This window comes from Chitinophaga sancti, assembly GCF_034424315.1.
In the GTDB taxonomy this organism is placed as follows: Bacteria; Bacteroidota; Bacteroidia; order Chitinophagales; family Chitinophagaceae; genus Chitinophaga; species Chitinophaga sancti.
This window is the reverse complement of record NZ_CP139972.1, coordinates 5,712,956-5,731,745: the sequence shown is the minus strand read 5'-3', so window position 1 is coordinate 5,731,745 and position 18,790 is coordinate 5,712,956. Positions and strand designations below refer to the sequence as shown.

Genomic DNA, 18,790 nt, shown 5'->3' with positions numbered 1-18,790 from the left:
AGGGGATATAAATGCAAAATGAGTCATTACCTGTAAATTCATATTTTTGCTCCATGAAACCGCATGTCTTTAATCGTTTGTATTGGGGTATAATGCCGGTACTGATTTTGGGCTGTATAATTGATTCTTTCATTTTGATGCAGCTTTCAATGACATTGCTGGCAGGGTTGTCAGTGGTATTTTTCATCAAAGGCACGCGTTTCACACCACCCATTCTTAGGATATTGTTAGTTATAGGTTTAGCTATTACAAGTCCTCCTCAGGTCCATCTTCTCGCCGTCGCGTCTATACCGCTTGTTCACCTGGTCTATATTGCTTTCTTTTTAAAGATCCGTTATACCAATTATCCTTTGCCTACCTGTAAATGGGCGTTTATCTTCCTGACAGAAGCGCTGGGGCTGGCTCTATTTTTCTATTTACTTCCCCGTTTAGAAGCTGATGGCATGGTATGGCAGGTGGTGGCTTGCCTGTTCACCGCTTCCATTGCGCTCCAGTCGGTCATGCATGCTTTTCGGCTCAGAGAGCAGCCATATGGCTGGTATTGTCTTGCGGGCATTATCTTTCTCATAGCTGGCGGAGCACTGGCACTTTCTTATCCTGCACTGAGTGTGCTTTGCTATGGTGTAGCCAATTATGGCCTTGTCTATGGTGCCACCCGGTATATCTGGCAAAAGCAAGGTCTCCCCTACGCAATCCGGTAATATACCGTACATTTGATTCGCTAGATGAGTTATTATGCAACAGACAGACTTTTTAGTGATCGGCTCCGGCATCGCAGGATTAACCTATGCGCTCAAAGTGGCAGGTGCCTGTCCAGATAAGAAGATCACCATCATCACTAAGACCCAGGAAGACGAAACGAATACAAAGTATGCCCAGGGTGGCGTAGCAGTAGTGAATGACCTTGAAAATGACAGCTTCGCCAAGCACATTGAAGACACCCTGATCGCCGGCGATGGCCTATGCAACGGGAAGATCGTGGAGATCGTAGTGAAAGAGGGGCCGGAGCGCGTGAACGAGATCATAGAATGGGGTACCAACTTTGACAAGAATCCCGATGGCGACTTTGCCCTTGGCAGAGAAGGCGGACATTCTGAGTTCAGGGTAATCCACTATAAAGACATCACCGGTTATGAAATAGAAAGAGCCCTGCTGGCAGCCGTTAAGCAGCACCCAAATATTGAGCTGGTCACTCACTGCTTTGTAGTAGACCTCATCACCCAGCACCACCTGGGCTACCTGGTGACCAAATCTACGCCTGACATAGAATGCTACGGCGTATACGTATTGAACCTCCTTACAAACAAGATAGAAAAGATCCTGAGCCGCATCACCGTACTGGCTACTGGTGGTAACGGACAGGTATATCGCAGTACAACCAATCCTACCATAGCCTCTGGCGATGGGGTAGCCATGGTATACCGCGCCAAGGGTAGAATTGAGAACATGGAGTTCATCCAGTTTCATCCTACTGCCCTCTATCAGCCAGGTGTGAACAATGCCTTCCTGATCACAGAAGCAGTACGTGGCGATGGTGGTATATTGCGCAATATACATGGCGAAGACTTCATGCATAAATATGATCCCCGTCTCTCCCTCGCTCCCCGCGACATCGTGGCCAGGGCCATAGATAGTGAGATGAAGATCACAGGTACAGAACATGTATACCTCGATTGCCGTCATATGGATATGGAGAAGTTTATTCACCACTTCCCTAATATCTATGAGAAATGCCTGGCATCCGGTATCGATGTGAAGAAAGATATGATACCCGTGGCACCAGCTGCCCACTATAGCTGTGGCGGTATTAAGGTAAATGAACATGGCTGTACCAGCATCAAGAACCTGTATGCCTGCGGAGAATGCTCCAGCACAGGCTTACACGGTGCTAACCGCCTTGCATCCAACTCACTGCTGGAAGCGATGGTGTTTGCACATCGTTGTTATGTGACAGCTGTAGAAAAGATCAATTCCATTTCATTCAGAAACGATGTACCAGACTGGAATGCAGCAGGTACCACGGCTCCGAAGGAAATGATCCTCATTACCCAGAGCCTGAAGGAACTGAAGCAGATCATGAGCGATTACCTGGGTATCGTACGTACCAACGAACGTATTCAAAGAGCGATCCGCAGACTGGATATCCTTCACGAAGAAACAGAAAGCCTCTACGAGAAAACAGAAGTATCTCCACAACTGTGTGAGCTGCGTAACCTGATCACCGTAGGTTATCTGATCGTAAAAAGTGCTTCCTTCCGTAAGGAAAGCAGAGGTCTTCATTTCAATACTGATTATCCAAATAAGAGCGCGCTGGTACAAAACATTGTGTTATAGAATTTGTTGCTAAGAATAGATGTACTATTTAATACTGGCTTTTACTTACGCCATATCAATCTTGCCATTGGGGCTGTTATACCTCATCAGCGATGGGTTATACCTCATAATTTATTACCTGGTACGTTACCGGAAGAAGACTGTATTTGAAAATCTCCGGCAGTCATTCCCCGAAAAGTCTCCTGCTGAAATTACAAAGCTGGCCAGGAGTTATTACCGCAATCTGATGGATATGACCGTGGAGACTGTCAAACTCCTGACGATGAGCAAAAAGTCGCTGGAAAAACGCTTTAAATGCGATTTAACGGTATTACATGAGCTTTATGCGCAGGGTAAAAGTTGTCAGCTGCACCTGGGGCATAATTTCAACTGGGAATGGGCCAATGTATTTTGCATGCAGCGGGTGGGGTTCCCCTTCCTCGTGGTATATATGCCGCTTACGAATAAACCGGCAGACCGCTTTTTCCGTCATTTCCGGGAAAAATCGGGTACGGTATTGATTCCGGCCGATGATATCAAGGAGGCGATGGCACCCTGGCAACATAAACAACACCTGATTGCACTGGTGGCAGACCAGAATCCGGGTAATCCCCGGCGCAGCTACTGGTTCAATTTTATGAACAGGATGACAGCTTTTTACAAAGGACCGGAAATGAGTGCAAGGAGAAATGATACCCCGGTGGTATTTGTGGATATCCGGAAGGTAAAACGGGGGTATTATCATGCTACACTGAAACTGGCCTTTGATCATCCTCAGCAGGAACCGGAGGGAAAAGTGACAGAAACTTTTGTACGATACCTGGAACACAATATCCTGGAGCAACCGGATGTGTGGGTATGGAGCCACAGAAGGTGGAAACATCGCTATAACGAACAATAAGGAAACAATTATAATTTTTTCCCCCATGTAAAAAAGGAGAGAATCCCGGCTGGATTCTCTCCTTTTTTATTGTTGCCCGCCGGTATCTTCCGGCATCGGTGGTGGTGTGGGTATAACCGGCTCCACCATAATATTGTTATTGACGGCTTTTACCCCGTTGACTTTCTTTACGGCATCTTCTGCTGCTACTTTTGCACTGTCATTAGGTACTTCCCCGTTCAGGTCTACAACACCATCTTTGACTTCGGCAGAAATGCCGGGGGAATTGTTCAGTTTATCAATTACGGCCAACTTCACAGTATCATCTCCGGGCTGGCACGAGTACAGGCTGGGTACCACCAGCAGGCTGGCGGCCATCAATAAAGATTTACGGTCCATGGTTAAAATTTTTAAATCCTCAAATGCTTTATCCATTGTCGGCAAAACCGGGATAAAGGGTCATTCCTCCATCAATAAGCAAGGTAGTACCTGTCACATAATCACTCTCATCACTCGCCAGCCACACCGCAGCTCTGGCGATATCCTCAGGAGCACCGATCCTTCCATAGGGAATAAGTTTCAGTAATTGCTGCTCGTCCTCCGGGGTATCCCATGCATCTTTGTTAATGCGGGTTTTAATTGCACCGGGGCCCAGACTGTTTACCCTTATCTTATATGGAGCCAATTCCTGTGCCATAGATTGCATGAGCAATTTCACACCTCCCTTACTGGCGGCATAATTTACATGGCCCGCCCAGGGAATTACTTCGTGCACACTACTCATACAAATGATCTTTCCGGCAGCCTTAGAGCGGGATGTTTGTACACCCCTTCTTTTAAATTCCCTGGCCGCTTCACGGGCACAAAGAAATTGTCCTGTAAGGTTCGTACTAATCACTGCATTCCACTGGTCCAGGGTCATTTCCAGGAAGGGCGCATCCTGTTGAATGCCGGCATTGGTCACAGCTATATCAAGCGTACCATAGCGGGATATAATGGCTGAATACATGCTCAGTACCTCCTCTTCTTTACTGATGTCACATTGATGTACGAAACCATCCCCCCCGGCAGATTTAATTTCTTCCAGGATTTTCTCAGCGTCCTCCCTGCTTTTATCACTGTGGAAGTTGACGATTACGGCAGCGCCTGCATCGGCCATTGCCTGTGCCACAGCGGCTCCGATGCCTGTACTGCTACCAGTGACCAGTGCCACCTGTCCTTGTAGTTGTTTACCCATAGGAAGTACTTTTTTTTGAAACTATGTCGGTCAAAAAGCGTACCTCCCCACACATAAAAAAGGATCGTGCAATTGGCACGATCCTTTTTTAACTATATGATAATAAATGTATTAATTCAATACATTGTTTTCTTTCACTACTTCCAGCCCATTGGTGCCTTTCATATTATTGAAACCACCTTCCACATTGCGCAGGTTGTGAATACCTTCTCTCTTCAGCAGGGAGCAGGCAATGATACTTCTGTATCCACCCTGGCAGTGTACATACAGGTTATGATTTTCATCAAAATCACCCAGGTTACCCGGATCAGTCATATCGCTGAGGGTCAGGTTGATTGCATCCTTGATGTGGCCATCTGCATACTCCGCCGGTTTACGCACATCCACGATCACCAGGTTGGGATCGTGAGGAATATCCATCGCCAGTTCATCAGGTTCTATACTGATGATCATATCACGTTTTTCACCGGCAGCAACCCATGCTTCGTAGCCACCCTGCAGGTAGCCTGCCACATGATCGAAGCCTACACGTGCCAGGCGAACGATGGTTTCTGCTTCCTGGCCCGGGGTGGTTACCAGCACAATTTCCTGCCCAAAGTTCAGGAGACTGCCTGCCCACTCTGCAAAGCGGCCTTCCAGGCCAATGCTGAGTGAACCAGGTACGAATCCTTCTGCAAATTCAGTGGCAGGGCGTGTATCCAGGATGCCAACACCTTCTTTCACTTTTGCTTTGAATGCTTCCACACTCAGGGGCTGATTTGCCTTCTCCATTACTTCCTGCAGGGCATCGTAACCTTCTTTATTGATACGTGCATTGATTGGGAAATAAGATGGAGGAGTAGTCAGACCATCCGTTACTTCAGCAATAAAGGATGCTTTATCATTCGCCAGTAATGCGTAGTTGCCTGCTTTTTCCTCACCCAGTGTACTGAAAGTATTCGGTCCCAGATTCTTGCCACAGGAAGAACCCGGACCATGAGCAGGATAAACGGTTACGGTATCTGGCAGTGTTTTGATCTTGTTGTTCAGGGAGTCGTAGAGCATACCAGCCAGTTCTTCTTTGGTGAGGTTACCGCTGAAGAGGTCAGGACGGCCTACGTCACCTACAAAGAGAGTATCTCCTGTAAACAGGCTGTTTGCCTGGCCTTGTTCATCCAGCAGCAGGTAACAGGTAGATTCCAGTGTGTGCCCGGGGGTATGGATCACCTGCAGGCGCAGCTTTCCGATATTAAATTCTTCTCTGTCTTTTGCTTTATAGATAGGAAAGCTGGTTACCGCTTCAGGTCCATAAACGATAGGCGCCTGCGTAGCGGCAGCCAGGTCCAGGTGACCGGATACGAAATCAGCATGGAAATGAGTTTCGAATATATACTTTATGGTAGCATTGCGCTCTTTAGCAAGGTCAAGGTATGCATCAATATCCCGCAGGGGATCTATCACAACAGCTTCACCTTCCGACTCTATAAAGTAGGCGGCTTCTGATAAGCAATTAGTATACAGTTGCTTTACAAACATTTGGTCTTTGATTTCCTGCAAATTTACGGATAATAAAGCAGGAAGCTACCAGGGGCAGGAGGTGAGAACATATTAAGAATGCTAAACAGATATGTATAGCAAAAAAACATCAACCCGTTATGTAACATAACCGGAATGATGTTGAAAGATTTTTACAATGCTGCTGAGCTATCACTAGAAACAAATGCATCCCCCGCAAAAATTTGAGCCTAACTAAAAGTTCTCAGCTTTTGTTACTCTTAGTTAGGCCCCAATATTTTTTTTACTCAGCTGAGCAATAACCAAAACCATATTAGCCTACCAGCTCTTCTACGAATTTGGCAACTTCTGCTATACGTTGTTTGTTAATCGTATAGTGAATGAATTTACCATCTCTCTCGGTAATCACAATGCCGGCACGACGAAGAATAGCCAGATGCTGTGAAGCTACTGACTGCTCAAGACGCAGCTTAACGTAGATTTCAGTCACTGTCATTTTTTTGTGGTCTTCCAGCAGCTTAATCATTTGCTGGCGCAGCTTATGATTGATTGCACGCAATACCATAGCTGCCTTCTTAACGGCAATGTAATCCAATTTAATTTGGTCTTTTTCATTGGTACCTCTAGAAATAATAAGAGTATTAGAAGAGGTCGTTAATAATGTTTTTTCCATCGCATAATAGTTTTAAAAAATGATGAAATGAAAGGGATCAACGGACAGTAAACCCATAACTTGTTAGAAAACAATCACCGGGTATCGATTTATACAAAAATATAATATTAGTCGTAATAAAAAAAACTTCTATACCTTATTTTTTAATATATAGATGGGGTTTACTTGCCAAATAAACCTAAATTGACAGTTTCATGACACAAATTTGGATAAATGTTTAGATTACACTTCTTTTTGAGGCGAAAAAAGCATTAATTCAGGCTAAAACAGCGTATTTATGACAGTATGGGTACTTACTTTTTCATTGTCGAGTGGAATGGCTTCAGGTAAAAAGGACTGAAATATGCCACATCTTCAAATGTGCGCTTTTCAAATGCTTTTTCTGACAATTGCACCATATGTGCAGCGTTGATTGTATATGGTAAAAATGTAGCATGGACGTTTTGACCCAGTAGTTCTGCCCATTTTTCACTGCCGTTTCCAAAGAAATAAACCTGCTTATCTGCCAGTTGATCTGCATAGGATTCGGGGCCTAAAATTAGGGCTTGTGGAGCTAGTATTTCATCCAGCCCGGCCGTATATACGGCGGTGTATACTTCCATACGACGGGCATCGAGCATAGGTACGTATAATGCCTGCGTATCTTTTTCCTGCAGTAGTAATCCCTGCGTCATTTGTTGTAGGGTAGAAACGGCTATCAGCGGCTTTTCCCAGGCATAACACAAACCTTTTGCAGTCGCTACTCCTACTCTCAATCCGGTGTAAGAACCAGGCCCTGCACTCACAGCGATGGCATCCAGTTGTGCGGGCGTTATATGGTGTTCCTGCATTAACTGCTGAATGAATAGAGTCATGGTGGCAGCATGATCCTGCTGCTGATCATTGACCAGGGTCTGTAATACCTGTCCATTCTTAGAGAGACATACTGAACCTATATTCGTAGCCGTATCGATATTGAGTATTAATGCCATTGTTTAACTGTTAGTAGCTTCCTTTTTCAATAATTCACTGATTGCGTAGCGTTCATTGCCAGTGGCTGTATACACAGCAGTGAGTACTTCGTATACTTCTCTGATCCCTATTTTCTTGCTCCACTCAAAAGGCCCCATGGGATAATTGGTACCCAGTTTCATTGCCACATCAATGTCTTCTCTGGAAGCTGTGTTTGTTTCAGCTGCCATATACGCTTCATTGATGATCATGCATACCACCCGGGGAGTGACCATGCCTACCGCATCCTGCACCTGTTCATACTCCCAGCCTAATTGCAGCATAATTGCTGCTAATATGGGCTTTTGTGCTTCTTCCAGCAGGGAAATTTCTGTTACCGGCATATCGATAAATCCCGGCAGCCAGTTGCACCCAATAAGCGAACAGCCATAAGTATGCTTCACTGTTTGCAGCGAAGTTTTTACAATACCTGCCAGTACAGGAATATCCGGATACCGTGCGTAGAGGCCCGCATTTTCAGGGTGTGCATCGAACTGCAGATCGATGATGAGGTCTCTGTTTTGCAGTTCCTGTGCCTCTTTCAGGCTATCAGCCCGCTCCACTGTATGTGCAGCCAGACCTCCCTTGCGCTGTAACGCTATAAAATTTTGCTCATCTCCGATAACCAGGATATTCATGGGCTAAATTTTCGCAAACCTATTAATTAATAACTAATTATTTTTACACTATGGAAAAACAGATCATCAATACTCCAAATGCGCCTGCTCCAATTGGGCCATATAATCAGGCAATTCTGACAGGCAATATGCTATTTGCTTCCGGACAGATTGCTATCAATCCGGCAACCAATCAGCTGGTAATTGAAGACATCGTTGCAGAAACGCACCAGGTGATGCAGAATGTAAAAGCAATTCTGAATGCTGCTGGTATGGATTTCAGCGATGTACTGAAAAGCACCATCTTCATTACCGATATGAACGATTTCGGTAAAATTAACGAAGCTTATGGTAGTTATTTCAGCGCTTATGCGCCTGCCCGTGAAACTGTGCAGGTAGCGGCTTTACCAAAGAAGGTACATGTGGAGATCTCCGTGATCGCCAGTAAATAATAATAAAGCTCCGGGCTGACTAAAAGGATACGCCCTCCCGGGTGGATGAGGGAGACGAAATAGCTTTTACGCAATTCTCAGCGCCTTCATTTTACTTTTTAGTCAGCCTTTGTTCCGAATAAGGTGGTGGCCAGTTTTGCATCGTGGCCATATACATCATCTCTGAAATTCAGTCGTCCATCACTATCCACGAACGCTGTGAAATACCCGATATATACCGGTACTCTCTGTTTCAGCGTTACGAACTTTTCCTTGCTTCCATTCATCGCATCTACAATCTTTGCTTTGGTCCAGCCGGAATCATTGCGCAACAACCATTCTGCCAGGTGCTGAGGTTCAGCAACCCTGATACAGCCATGGCTGAAGGTGCGCTTATTTTCGCCAAATAACCCTTTCGAAGGGGTATCATGCAGGTAAATATTATACTCATTCGGGAAGAGGAATTTCAACTTACCTAATGCATTGGCTCCTCCTGGTAACTGACGGATGATATAAGGAAAATTGGATACACTTGCTTTGCTCCAGTTAATAGATCCTGCACTTACAGGTTTGCCATTGCTGGTCACAACTTCCATATGATTTCTGGCCAGATAGCCACTGTTGCGACGCATAGCCGGCAATACTTCATTCTTCAAGATACCCGGAGGTACATTCCAATATGGAGCAAATACTACAAACTTTACTTCATTGCTGAAGATAACGGTATTAGCACCCGGTTTTCCTACGACTACATTACAACTCCAGTCTACCCTACCGTTATCGTATACATACAGTTTAAATGCCGGGATGTTTACCAGCAGATAGGTGGATGGAGGGGAAGCAGGTACCCAGCGCAAACGCTCCATATTGATCATAATCTGGGTAATGCGTTGCTTTGGCGTTATATTCAATGCACGTAGTAAGGGAGCCTGAATAGTGCCATCGATCTTCAGGCCGGTGCGATCCTGGAAGTTGCGGATAGCGGAATCGAGGGCGGGTGTAAATACAGCAGCAGTATCTGCAGTAGCAAGATCGCCCAGGAGGTGCAGACGATGTTTTACACCAGCAATAACGGGGGCAGCAGCACCTTGCTTATATAGTTTTTCTTCTGCGCGAAGAGAATCCCATGGTTCTTTTTCAAGAGCAGCGAGTTGTTTCAGCTTATTGCGCAGCAGTTTGTATTGAATGTTCACAGGTTCTTCGAAAGCATTGGCAGGACGGGTGACCATGGAGTCCAGCAGACCTTCCATATCAATCTGCTTACGGGGAATGAACCATTCCAGGTCTTTGGCAGTATCGGAGGTGAGACCGCCCCATACTTTATTACCATAGGCAAAGAACTGTGCGGTGAGTGCCAGTTCAATCTGGGAAGCTGTTTTATCGCCTGGTTTCAGTTTACCTCCTTCCATCATGAGGGTATCGTATACAGCACGCAGTGGGCGGCTGATTATGCTACTATCATTCAGACCAAAGCCGGCATCAGATTTCATCAGGTTGATGAAGTTACCTGCCTGTTCGGTGAGCTGGCCATCATTACCTATCCAGGCAAAGTGGAAATTTCTTTGTCTATAAAAGTTACGGATATACGCAGCGTTGCTGGAATCGTGTTGTAAAAATGAATTGACAGCATTGCTATCGAGTGTAAGGTCAATATAATCCTTCTGGGTATAGTGACTGGTATCTCTTGCGTGCTGGCGTTTACGTTTACCTTCGTGGTTACAGGATGCGAAGATAGCTGCCAATGCAAGCAGAAACAGGGGAACATTGCGCATGATCAATGATTTAATGTCGTATGGCGTAAAAGTAAGTAAAAACTTGATACTGTTGAACCGCTGATGCCTGTGGCATTAGCGGTTCAAGGGCTGGCTTGATGGCCTGGGGCTGGCTTTTAAAAATGAGCATGCATAAAAGCAAAAAGCTTAATGCGGTAACGGCATTAAGCTTTTTGCAATATTGTATGGAAATTTGTTCTAGAGTTTTATTTCTTCATCATTGGCATCAAAGAAGCGATATTCTGTCAGGTGGTAGTTAGAGTCTGCTTTTATTTTGATCCATTTCTTATAGAGGAAATACCATTTCCATTGACGAGAGGTAAGGAATCCTTGTGTAAGGAATGCTTTGAAGATGGGGTGTACGTGAATGGAGAGTCCTTTATGCTGATGATTAATCAGGTATTGCAGGTTCTTCTCGATTTCATCGATGATCAATACAGAGGCACCGATCTTGCCGGTACCGTGGCAGGTAGGGCAATCTTCAGCCACAGAGATAGTGACTTCGGGTTTCACCCTTTGGCGGGTGATCTGCATGAGGCCGAATTTGGAGATAGGCAGGATGGTGTGTTTAGCTCTATCCTGTGCCATGAATTTCTCCATTGCTTCATAAACTACCTTTTTATTTTCAGGCAGCTTCATATCTATGAAGTCAATGATGATAATACCTCCAAGGTCACGCAGGCGCAGTTGTCGGGCAATTTCCGCGGCGGCTTCCAGGTTGGATGCCAGGGCGTTTTGTTCCTGGTTATTACTGGAGCTTTTGTAGCCGCTGTTCACGTCGATGACATGGAGGGCTTCGGTGGCTTCAATAATGAGGTATACACCACTATCCAGGTTGACAGTTTTGCCGAACGATGCTTTTACCTGACGGGTAATGCCGTAGTGATCAAAGATGGGTGCGCCATTATGATAATAAGTGACAATATCCTGTTTCTCGGGGGCTATCTTTTGGATATACGCCCGGGTATCAGTATACATGTTCTTATCGTTAATAACGATCCGGTTGAAACTTTCGTTCAACAGGTCACGGAGTATACTAGTGGTCTTGGCCTGTTCGCTCAGTATTTTCTGTGGAGGTTGTGCGCCTTTCAGATTCGACTGGATATTTTTCCAGGTTTCGACCAGGGTGGTAAGGTCTTCGTGCAGTTCTGCAGTTTTCTTTCCTTCAGCGGCTGTGCGTACTATCACACCGAAATTGGGTGTTTTGATAGCTTCGACGATCTTTTGCAGGCGTTTTCTTTCTTCGGAAGAGTGTATCTTTTTAGATACAGCTACAATGTCATTGAAGGGTGTTAACACAATAAATCTTCCTGGTAAAGAAATTTCGCAGCTCAGACGGGGGCCTTTAGAAGAAATGGGCTCTTTCAGGATTTGCACAAGAATATTGGGTTTACCGCCCAGTACATCTGTGATTTTACCGGTTTTTACAATTTCCGGCTCGTTCTTAAACTTTGTAAAGTCAAACCCCTCGGGGGTTTTATCAGAAATAGCCTGCTGGGTAAATTTAAGTATGGAGCGTATGTAAGGGCTTAGATCGGTGTAATGCAGGAAGGCATCTTTTTCAAAGCCAACATCTACAAACGCCGCATTAAGGCCTGGAATTAGTTTTTTAACCCGCCCCAGGTATAAATCTCCTACAGCAAAATTGGGGTTGCCACTTTCATGATGCAATTCGACCAATTTCTTATCTTCCAGCAACGCTATTTCCACACCAGTAGGTGCCGCATTTATAATTAGTTCCTTGTTCAAGCGTCCAAAATTTTAACCATTATTACTTCACCTTTTTGTTATGCACGACTATTTAACAACAGCTTACTGCATACCAGATTATAGCCAGCTGTGCTGCCAGCATACATGATGATGGATTGCTTAAGGGTTTAGCGATCTAGCAGGTAATGTCCGGGATGCTAAGCGGGAATTGTGGAAAAACCTGCATGACTTCAGCAATTTAAGAATAATCGCTAAAATCATGCAGGGTATATAAAAAAATTTATCCGATTAACACGCCGTAGATAAAACCTGGTTAGTATAAATGGCGGGAAACAGGAGAAAACTATTTCTTATTCTTCTTATGCCGGTTCTTTCTCAGACGTTTTTTACGTTTGTGGGTGGCAATTTTATGTCTCTTTCTTTTCTTACCGCAAGGCATACTAAAAAGTTTAAAATGATTAGAAAATAGAATATTATTGAATACTCTTAATATAATTGTCAATCTCAGCCTTTAGGGCTGGGTCTTTGAGCAGTTTTTTGCACTGCTCGAACAGCTCCACTGCCTTTTTTACATCACCTTTAGAGCGGTAAGCTTCGGCCTGGACAAAAATAGCTTTCGCTTCGTCCGGATGGCGTTGCAACAGTGTATCCATACGTTGGATGGCTTTATCGTACTGTCCGGATTGGATAGCAAGATTTGCCAGTGTCAACTGAGCTTCAAGGTTGTCGGGATTGGCAGCCACCACTTCCCTTAGTTTCTGGACACCTACCATAGGTTCGCCGGTATTCATATACAACAGCGCCTGTTGAATCTTTAAGGAATCATTGTTCGGGCTAAGTTTAATAACCTGATCCAGCAATGAGAGCGCCTGTTGGCTTTCCCATTTACTAATTGCCGGATCCTGAGCATGTTCCAGGTGTTCCAAAAATAAATTGGCTGCAAAGGTGAGGCTTTTTTCGGAATTTTCCAACTTGGCTGCTTCGCCAAGATAATGCGCAGCTATGGGTAGTTGGTTAAGGCTATCCCAGGAGGCATAAAGTTGTTTATAAGCGGCTATTTGCTGAGTTTTAACATCCCCTCGCACTACTTTATTTTCCAAAGAATTGATCAAAAGTAATTTATCAGCAGGGACTTTTTGCTTGGCTGTGGCCAGCAATTCGCTAAAGGCAATAGGTTGCTGCTCCTGACCGCCCATCATAGGGCCGGCAGTTGGCATCGCTTTCTTCTCCGAATGTGGTATGGTGCGGCCAAAGGCGACCAATACAACCAGTAATGCCACCGCGGCACCTACCAATAGAACTTGTGATTTTTGCACGCCTTAAATATTAGGCTGCAAAATTACGAAGAACTTTTAAGCTTCTTTACCTCAGCAACGAATTCTTTCGAAGGCTTGAATGCAGGAATAAAGTGCTCTGGAATTTCTACCGCCACATTCTTCTTGATGTTACGACCAATCTTGGCCGCTCTTTTCTTTGTAATAAAGCTACCAAAACCCCTGATATAGATATGCTCGCCATTAGCCAACGCTTCCTTGACCTCCTTAAACATGGCTTCTAGTGTTACTAACACATCTACTTTAGGAATGCCGGTTTTTTCAGCAATATTGTTAATTAAGTCAGCTTTTCTCATAATTGAAGCGAAGGATTACTTGTCCCAAAATTATTTAATTTTTTTTAATTGCTGAATTTAAAGCAAATAAATTTTATCTTTTTTTCTTATACCTTATATCTTTTTAATAATCACTCTACAAGTCTTTGTATACTAACCTTTAATGCATTTTCTGGCAACAGGTTCAACTTTAGCAGAGGTCATATTTCGTGATCAATACATGGTCACTTCGATCGGTATGTAACGGAATATTTCACTAAACCACTACTTAACGAATATACAAAAAATAATATTCATTTTGCCTTTTTTTTCTGCTCTTAATGAAAAAGTTAGTTTCATTTTAGCAAAATGAAATTCGGCATCCTACCTAAATATAACGCATTTCCATACGCATTAGTCTATTTATCAGCAAGTTCTGTTTATAAAGTATTCAGATAAGAGTTATTTTCATATGTTATAGATGATTATATATATTTTCACTACACCTACCTTAACCCCTACTCATTTTATCATTCCCGACTCACTTATCTTTGCATTTCATGAAACAATTTTTTACCAGTGCCCTCCTCGAATGGAATCGTGAAGACAATACGCGCTCAATGCCCTGGAAAGGCGAAAAGGACCCCTATCGTATATGGCTGTCTGAAATCATCCTTCAGCAAACCCGCGTGGAACAAGGATGGGCTTATTACGAAAAGTTTATACAGACCTATCCCACCGTTCAGCAATTAGCAGCTGCACCGGAAGAAGAAGTGTTCCGCCTGTGGCAGGGATTGGGTTACTATGCCCGCTGCAAAAATATGCTGGCAGCCGCCCGGCAGATCGTGTCACAGTATCATGGTCATTTCCCCAACACCTACGAGGCGATCCAGTCTCTCAAAGGTATTGGCCCTTACACCTCCGCAGCAATTGCTTCATTTGCGTTCAACCTTCCTCATGCTGTGCTGGATGGCAACGTTTTTAGGGTCCTCTCCCGCTTTTTTGACATCGATACCCCTATCGATAGTACTGCCGGTAAAAAACAATTTGCAGCCCTGGCTGCTGAACTACTCCCACATGGAGCATCAGCAGTTTACAACCAAAGTATCATGGACTTCGGTGCCGTGGTATGTAAACCACAACAACCGGCCTGCAAAACATGCCCCCTGGCCAGGAAGTGTAAAGCCCTTCACCTGGGCCTTACCGGCGTACTACCTGTAAAGGAAAAGAAGCTGGTGATCAAAAAACGGTATTTCAACTACCTGATTGTTAGACACAAGAATGACCTTTATATCCGTAAACGCACTGAAAATGATATCTGGCAAAACCTTCACGAGTTTGTACTCATCGAGACGGCTGCCCCTGCTGATATCAATGATTTAAAAAAACTCCCCGCCTTCAAAGAAAAAGTGGGCGATATGCGTTATAACACAGATGCAGTGTCCGCCTCGTTTAAACAACAGCTTACACATCAGACAATTTATAGTCAATTCATTATGATATCGGTTGCAAAGAAGCCTGAAATGCCCGGCTACACCGCAGTTCCCCAGGATCAACTGGACAGGTATGCATTCCCAAAAACGATTACAGACTTCCTGCAACGTAGAGAATTAAGCTTGTTCTAATCCCAAAACTAACTGAAGCCAAAATGCGCTCAACTTGCTGCGGCAAGGTATTTGAAGCTAAAAGTAGTCAGCATTTTTTTCACATCGATTTGAAAAAAATGTTAACTTTAAGAAGGTTGTTTATTTAAAGAAACATTATATTTCCATCGTTAAATCAATAGATTAAAACCTGCAACAATGAGAGGTGTTAATAAAGTAATCCTGATTGGCAACTTGGGTAGAGATCCGGATGTACAGTTTTTGGAAGGCAATATAGCAGTAGCTAAATTTTCTCTGGCTACCACAGAGACATTTAAAGACAGAGCCGGTAAACTGATCTCCCAAACAGAATGGCACACAGTAGTTTTATGGCGTGGACTGGCAGAATTGGCGCAGAAGTATCTGCACAAGGGTAGCCTGGTTTATATCGAAGGACGCCTGCGCACCCGTAGCTGGGAAGATAAGGAAGGAAATAAAAAGTTTGCCACCGAAGTTGTAGGTGATAACCTTGTTATGCTGGATAAACGCATGGATCTTAACAATTCAGAGCATGCCATCCACCATAGTAATACAGGCAGCACTTCCGGTGATAATTTCCCCAATATGGACATCCCCCCCCAAATTAGCGACGCAGCTGACGATCTGCCCTTTTAAGTTATCCAATTAAAAAATATTAATTCTTTTTGCTTGATAATCCCGTAATGGGGTATTACTTATATTTGCATATAGGGAAAGCGATTCAATTTAATACCTGAATTACTTTCCCATTTTTTTGGAACCTGCTTTGCAGTGTAATGCTGGTTTTCTAATTCTTTAACGAAAAGTTGAACAACTTGTACACCTATCCGGCAAGCATTATTTCTGGTAAGCTCACCCTGTTACAAGCCTCGGCACCAATTGCCACGCCGAACGTGGTGATCTATTTACTTGTAATTTTCATACTCTTACTCCTGGCTTTCATTGTCTCCGGCGCGGAAGTAGCCTTCTTTTCGCTGAACTATAAAGACCTGAACGCGCTGAAAACCAGGCAAAATACCAGTGGAAAACTCATTACCAAATTATTGGAAAAGCCCCGCTCCCTGCTGGCCTCCCTCCAGATAGCCGGTATACTCCTTTCCCTGGCCTTCATTATGGTGACAAGCTATCTTATTACCCAAATGGAAGACCTGCAAACCCTGCCTGTTGTTTCATTTGTAGTACGCATCGCCATCATCATCTTCGTACTCCTCTTCTGTGGTCAGGTACTCCCCAGAGTATGGGCCGCCCAGAATAATATCCGCTTTGCTACCTATTTCGCCTGGTTCGTAAGCATTGTACATGCTACCCTGGAACCCGTAAGCGATTTCTATGTAAGCATGAGCGAAAGTATCGAAGCCCGCTTCTTCCACCGTGGCAGCGGCGCCGTCAACTACCAGGAAATAGACGAAGCCATCGAAATGAGCGTGGATCCAACCGCCTCACAGGAAGAAAAAAACATCCTGAAAGGCATCCTGAAATTTGGCAATATCACTGTAAAACAAATCATGCATACCCGCCTGGATGTGCATGGTGTAGAATACGACGCCCCTTTCGATGTGGTTGTGAAACACGTTGCAGACCTTCACTACTCCCGCCTGCCAGTATACAAAGGCAATCTGGACAACATCGTTGGCGTTATACATACCAAAGATCTGCTTCCTCACCTCGACAAAGGCAAAACTTTCGACTGGCACTCCGTGATGCGCACACCATTCTTTGTGCACGGCCACAAGCTGATCGAAGACCTGCTGGCCGAATTCCAGACCAGGAGAATGCACTTTGCCGTAGTGGTGGATGAATTTGGTGGCACCTCCGGGATCGTAACCCTGGAAGATATTGTAGAAGAAGTGATCGGAGACATCAAAGACGAGTTCGACGAAGAAGAATTCAACTATTCAAAAGTTGATAACTATACCTACGTGTTCGAGGGCAAAACCATGCTCAACGACGTTTGCCGCATCATGAACATTCCTCCGGATACCTTCGAAGCAGTAAAGGGTGAAAGCGACTCCATCGGAGGCCTTATCCTGGAACTGGCCGGTAAATTCCCGGATGAAAACAGCGTGATCACCTATGGAGACTATGACTTTACCGTACTGGAAAAGAGTAAAATGCGCATCCAGAAAGTGCAGGTCAGCGTTAGGCAAAACGTGGAAGAAGATTAATATCACAACATAGAAGCAATGAACTGTAAGAGAAAAAGAAGCCTGTCACCTGTTTCCGCCCGGCTGAAGGGCTGTTTCATGCTGTTATTACTGCCGTTGCTGTATACTGCCTGTGACCAAACTTATACTCCTAAACCAAGAGGATACTTTCAGATCAACTTTCCCAAAAGGCAATACCGTGTTTTTGACCAACCCGGCTATCCATATACATTCGAATATCCCGTTTACGCCAATATCGTCAAAGACAGCCTCTTCTTCGGGCAGAAAACGGAAAACCCCTATTGGATTAATGTAGAGTTTCCTACCCTGAATGGGAAAATATACATGAGCTACAAGGAAATTGGAAAAGGGGAAAATGACTTCCAGAAACTCGTTAACGACGCCTTCAAGATGACTTATAAGCATACTTATAAGGCGGAATATATTGAAGAAAAAAGCATTGGCAATCCTGACAGGCAGGTATTTGGTCTCTTTTACGATGTAGGAGGTAATGCAGCTTCTGCCAAACAATTTTATGTGACAGATTCCGTAAAACACTTCCTGCGTGGCGCCCTTTATTTTGATGCAGCGCCAAATGCAGACTCACTTGCGCCCGTTCATAAATTCCTGCAGGAGGACATGCTACACCTCGTAGAAACACTGAAGTGGCGACAGACTCCGAACCGAACCATGTAAAAACAAGCGGATTGTTGTAATTTTGCGGTCATTATCCTGCCAATGATCATCATAGACGATAAATATATCAGTGACGAAATAGTTGAAGAAAAGTTCGTGTGCAACCTGGGGGCCTGCAAAGGAGCCTGCTGCGTTGCAGGTGACTGTGGTGCGCCACTGGACAAAGAAGAAGTTAAGATCCTCAAAAAGGTCTATCCAAAAATTAAGTCTTACCTCCGCCCGGAAGGGATTGCTGAAATAGAAAAAACCGGAACCAATACGACCGACGATGAATATGGGTATGTAACCCCCATTGTAAAAGGAGGTATTTGTGCATACGCCAGTATCGATGAAAATGGTGTAGTGGGCTGCGGTATAGAAAAAGCATATAAAGATGGTGTAGTTGACTATAAGAAACCAATCTCCTGCCACCTCTATCCTATCCGTATCACTAAATACGAATCTTTTGAAGCGGTCAACTACGACCGTTGGGACATATGTAAACCTGCCTGCAAAAATGGTAAAAGCCTGAAAGTACCGGTGTACCGCTTTCTCCAGGAAGCCATCATCCGCAAATACGGGGAAGAGTTTTATGCTGTACTGGATAAAATAGCTACCAAGCAATACCGCGCAGATTAAGGCTG

General features: G+C 44.4%; 19 protein-coding genes. 9 read left to right on the top strand and 10 right to left on the bottom strand.

Annotation, left to right across the window (positions count from 1 at the left end):
* The first annotated feature begins 53 nt into the window (after positions 1-53).
* The 3 genes from U0033_RS22385 to U0033_RS22375 are packed head-to-tail and all read left to right on the top strand — an operon-like array spanning position 54 to position 3,214.
* Entirely contained in the window at positions 54-701 is a 648-nt protein-coding gene (locus U0033_RS22385) for a hypothetical protein (protein ID WP_143150783.1), read from the top strand.
* A 34-nt stretch (positions 702-735) separates the two neighbouring features.
* Positions 736-2,334 (top strand): L-aspartate oxidase, encoded by a 1,599-nt coding sequence (gene nadB / locus U0033_RS22380; RefSeq protein ID WP_072362810.1) that lies wholly within the window; start codon positions 736-738, stop codon positions 2,332-2,334.
* Positions 2,335-2,353: 19 nt separating this feature from the next.
* Entirely contained in the window at positions 2,354-3,214 is an 861-nt protein-coding gene (locus tag U0033_RS22375) for a lysophospholipid acyltransferase family protein (protein ID WP_072362809.1), read from the top strand.
* 66 nt (positions 3,215-3,280) lie between these two features.
* On the opposite strand, the gene U0033_RS22370 is transcribed toward U0033_RS22375, so the two are convergent.
* The 6 genes from U0033_RS22370 to U0033_RS22345 form a co-directional block, all read right to left on the bottom strand.
* Positions 3,281-3,592, bottom strand: a complete 312-nt coding sequence (locus U0033_RS22370; RefSeq protein ID WP_177318636.1) for a BON domain-containing protein — start codon at positions 3,590-3,592, stop codon at positions 3,281-3,283.
* 28 nt (positions 3,593-3,620) lie between these two features.
* Entirely contained in the window at positions 3,621-4,430 is an 810-nt protein-coding gene (locus U0033_RS22365) for an SDR family oxidoreductase (RefSeq protein WP_072362807.1), read from the bottom strand.
* 111 nt (positions 4,431-4,541) lie between these two features.
* Positions 4,542-5,945, bottom strand: coding sequence for an MBL fold metallo-hydrolase (locus U0033_RS22360; RefSeq protein WP_072362806.1), 1,404 nt, complete (start codon positions 5,943-5,945; stop codon positions 4,542-4,544).
* 292 nt (positions 5,946-6,237) lie between these two features.
* On the bottom strand, positions 6,238-6,597 hold the full coding sequence (locus U0033_RS22355; RefSeq protein ID WP_012788619.1) for an ArsR/SmtB family transcription factor: 360 nt from the start codon (positions 6,595-6,597) through the stop codon (positions 6,238-6,240).
* 293 nt (positions 6,598-6,890) lie between these two features.
* The gene (gene tsaB, locus U0033_RS22350) at positions 6,891-7,568 is read right to left on the bottom strand and encodes a tRNA (adenosine(37)-N6)-threonylcarbamoyltransferase complex dimerization subunit type 1 TsaB (protein ID WP_072362805.1); all 678 of its coding nucleotides are present in this window, start codon (positions 7,566-7,568) and stop codon (positions 6,891-6,893) included.
* A 3-nt stretch (positions 7,569-7,571) separates the two neighbouring features.
* A complete protein-coding gene (locus U0033_RS22345; protein ID WP_072362804.1) occupies positions 7,572-8,225 on the bottom strand; it encodes a 3-hydroxyacyl-CoA dehydrogenase family protein in 654 nt (217 codons plus the stop codon).
* Between the two features lie 50 nt (positions 8,226-8,275).
* Between U0033_RS22345 and U0033_RS22340 the strand changes: the two genes are divergently transcribed.
* Positions 8,276-8,656 carry a RidA family protein gene (locus U0033_RS22340; protein ID WP_072362803.1) on the top strand — a complete coding sequence of 127 codons (381 nt, stop codon included), beginning with the start codon at positions 8,276-8,278 and terminating at the stop codon, positions 8,654-8,656.
* A 98-nt stretch (positions 8,657-8,754) separates the two neighbouring features.
* Here U0033_RS22340 and U0033_RS22335 read toward each other — a convergent pair whose 3' ends face one another.
* The 4 genes from U0033_RS22335 to U0033_RS22320 all read right to left on the bottom strand — a co-directional run bounded on the left by U0033_RS22335 (position 8,755) and on the right by U0033_RS22320 (position 13,747).
* Positions 8,755-10,407: a L,D-transpeptidase family protein gene (locus tag U0033_RS22335; protein ID WP_072362802.1), complete on the bottom strand. Its 1,653-nt coding sequence runs from the start codon at positions 10,405-10,407 to the stop codon at positions 8,755-8,757.
* Positions 10,408-10,605: 198 nt separating this feature from the next.
* On the bottom strand, positions 10,606-12,156 hold the full coding sequence (locus U0033_RS22330; RefSeq protein WP_072362801.1) for an Rne/Rng family ribonuclease: 1,551 nt from the start codon (positions 12,154-12,156) through the stop codon (positions 10,606-10,608).
* A gap of 434 nt (positions 12,157-12,590) precedes the next feature.
* Positions 12,591-13,433: a tetratricopeptide repeat protein gene (locus tag U0033_RS22325; protein ID WP_143150782.1), complete on the bottom strand. Its 843-nt coding sequence runs from the start codon at positions 13,431-13,433 to the stop codon at positions 12,591-12,593.
* A 23-nt stretch (positions 13,434-13,456) separates the two neighbouring features.
* Entirely contained in the window at positions 13,457-13,747 is a 291-nt protein-coding gene (locus U0033_RS22320) for an HU family DNA-binding protein (RefSeq protein WP_072362799.1), read from the bottom strand.
* Between the two features lie 518 nt (positions 13,748-14,265).
* Between U0033_RS22320 and mutY the strand changes: the two genes are divergently transcribed.
* The 5 genes from mutY to U0033_RS22295 all read left to right on the top strand — a co-directional run bounded on the left by mutY (position 14,266) and on the right by U0033_RS22295 (position 18,785).
* Positions 14,266-15,330 carry an A/G-specific adenine glycosylase gene (mutY, locus tag U0033_RS22315; protein WP_072362798.1) on the top strand — a complete coding sequence of 355 codons (1,065 nt, stop codon included), beginning with the start codon at positions 14,266-14,268 and terminating at the stop codon, positions 15,328-15,330.
* A 177-nt stretch (positions 15,331-15,507) separates the two neighbouring features.
* On the top strand, positions 15,508-15,963 hold the full coding sequence (locus tag U0033_RS22310) for a single-stranded DNA-binding protein (RefSeq protein WP_072362797.1): 456 nt from the start codon (positions 15,508-15,510) through the stop codon (positions 15,961-15,963).
* A 170-nt stretch (positions 15,964-16,133) separates the two neighbouring features.
* Complete coding sequence (gldE, locus tag U0033_RS22305) at positions 16,134-17,492, top strand: gliding motility-associated protein GldE (RefSeq protein ID WP_083571616.1); 1,359 nt, start codon at positions 16,134-16,136, stop codon at positions 17,490-17,492.
* A gap of 18 nt (positions 17,493-17,510) precedes the next feature.
* Positions 17,511-18,167 (top strand): gliding motility lipoprotein GldD, encoded by a 657-nt coding sequence (gene gldD, locus U0033_RS22300; RefSeq protein WP_072362796.1) that lies wholly within the window; start codon positions 17,511-17,513, stop codon positions 18,165-18,167.
* A gap of 42 nt (positions 18,168-18,209) precedes the next feature.
* The gene (locus tag U0033_RS22295) at positions 18,210-18,785 is read left to right on the top strand and encodes a DUF3109 family protein (RefSeq protein WP_072362795.1); all 576 of its coding nucleotides are present in this window, start codon (positions 18,210-18,212) and stop codon (positions 18,783-18,785) included.
* Positions 18,786-18,790 lie beyond the last annotated feature (5 nt).

What these genes read in the sequence shown, in the direction of transcription:
- U0033_RS22355 (WP_012788619.1), bottom strand. Translation starts at nt 6,597, where the DNA reads ATGGAAAAAACATTATTAACGACCTCTTCTAATACTCTTATTATTTCT.
- U0033_RS22335 (WP_072362802.1), bottom strand. Translation starts at nt 10,407, where the DNA reads ATGCGCAATGTTCCCCTGTTTCTGCTTGCATTGGCAGCTATCTTCGCA.
- U0033_RS22345 (WP_072362804.1), bottom strand. Translation starts at nt 8,225, where the DNA reads ATGAATATCCTGGTTATCGGAGATGAGCAAAATTTTATAGCGTTACAG.
- nadB (WP_072362810.1), top strand. Translation starts at nt 736, where the DNA reads ATGCAACAGACAGACTTTTTAGTGATCGGCTCCGGCATCGCAGGATTA.
- U0033_RS22370 (WP_177318636.1), bottom strand. Translation starts at nt 3,592, where the DNA reads ATGGACCGTAAATCTTTATTGATGGCCGCCAGCCTGCTGGTGGTACCC.
- U0033_RS22375 (WP_072362809.1), top strand. Translation starts at nt 2,354, where the DNA reads ATGTACTATTTAATACTGGCTTTTACTTACGCCATATCAATCTTGCCA.
- U0033_RS22310 (WP_072362797.1), top strand. Translation starts at nt 15,508, where the DNA reads ATGAGAGGTGTTAATAAAGTAATCCTGATTGGCAACTTGGGTAGAGAT.
- U0033_RS22360 (WP_072362806.1), bottom strand. Translation starts at nt 5,945, where the DNA reads ATGTTTGTAAAGCAACTGTATACTAATTGCTTATCAGAAGCCGCCTAC.
- U0033_RS22365 (WP_072362807.1), bottom strand. Translation starts at nt 4,430, where the DNA reads ATGGGTAAACAACTACAAGGACAGGTGGCACTGGTCACTGGTAGCAGT.
- mutY (WP_072362798.1), top strand. Translation starts at nt 14,266, where the DNA reads ATGAAACAATTTTTTACCAGTGCCCTCCTCGAATGGAATCGTGAAGAC.
- tsaB (WP_072362805.1), bottom strand. Translation starts at nt 7,568, where the DNA reads ATGGCATTAATACTCAATATCGATACGGCTACGAATATAGGTTCAGTA.
- U0033_RS22320 (WP_072362799.1), bottom strand. Translation starts at nt 13,747, where the DNA reads ATGAGAAAAGCTGACTTAATTAACAATATTGCTGAAAAAACCGGCATT.
- U0033_RS22340 (WP_072362803.1), top strand. Translation starts at nt 8,276, where the DNA reads ATGGAAAAACAGATCATCAATACTCCAAATGCGCCTGCTCCAATTGGG.
- U0033_RS22295 (WP_072362795.1), top strand. Translation starts at nt 18,210, where the DNA reads ATGATCATCATAGACGATAAATATATCAGTGACGAAATAGTTGAAGAA.
- gldD (WP_072362796.1), top strand. Translation starts at nt 17,511, where the DNA reads ATGAACTGTAAGAGAAAAAGAAGCCTGTCACCTGTTTCCGCCCGGCTG.
- U0033_RS22385 (WP_143150783.1), top strand. Translation starts at nt 54, where the DNA reads ATGAAACCGCATGTCTTTAATCGTTTGTATTGGGGTATAATGCCGGTA.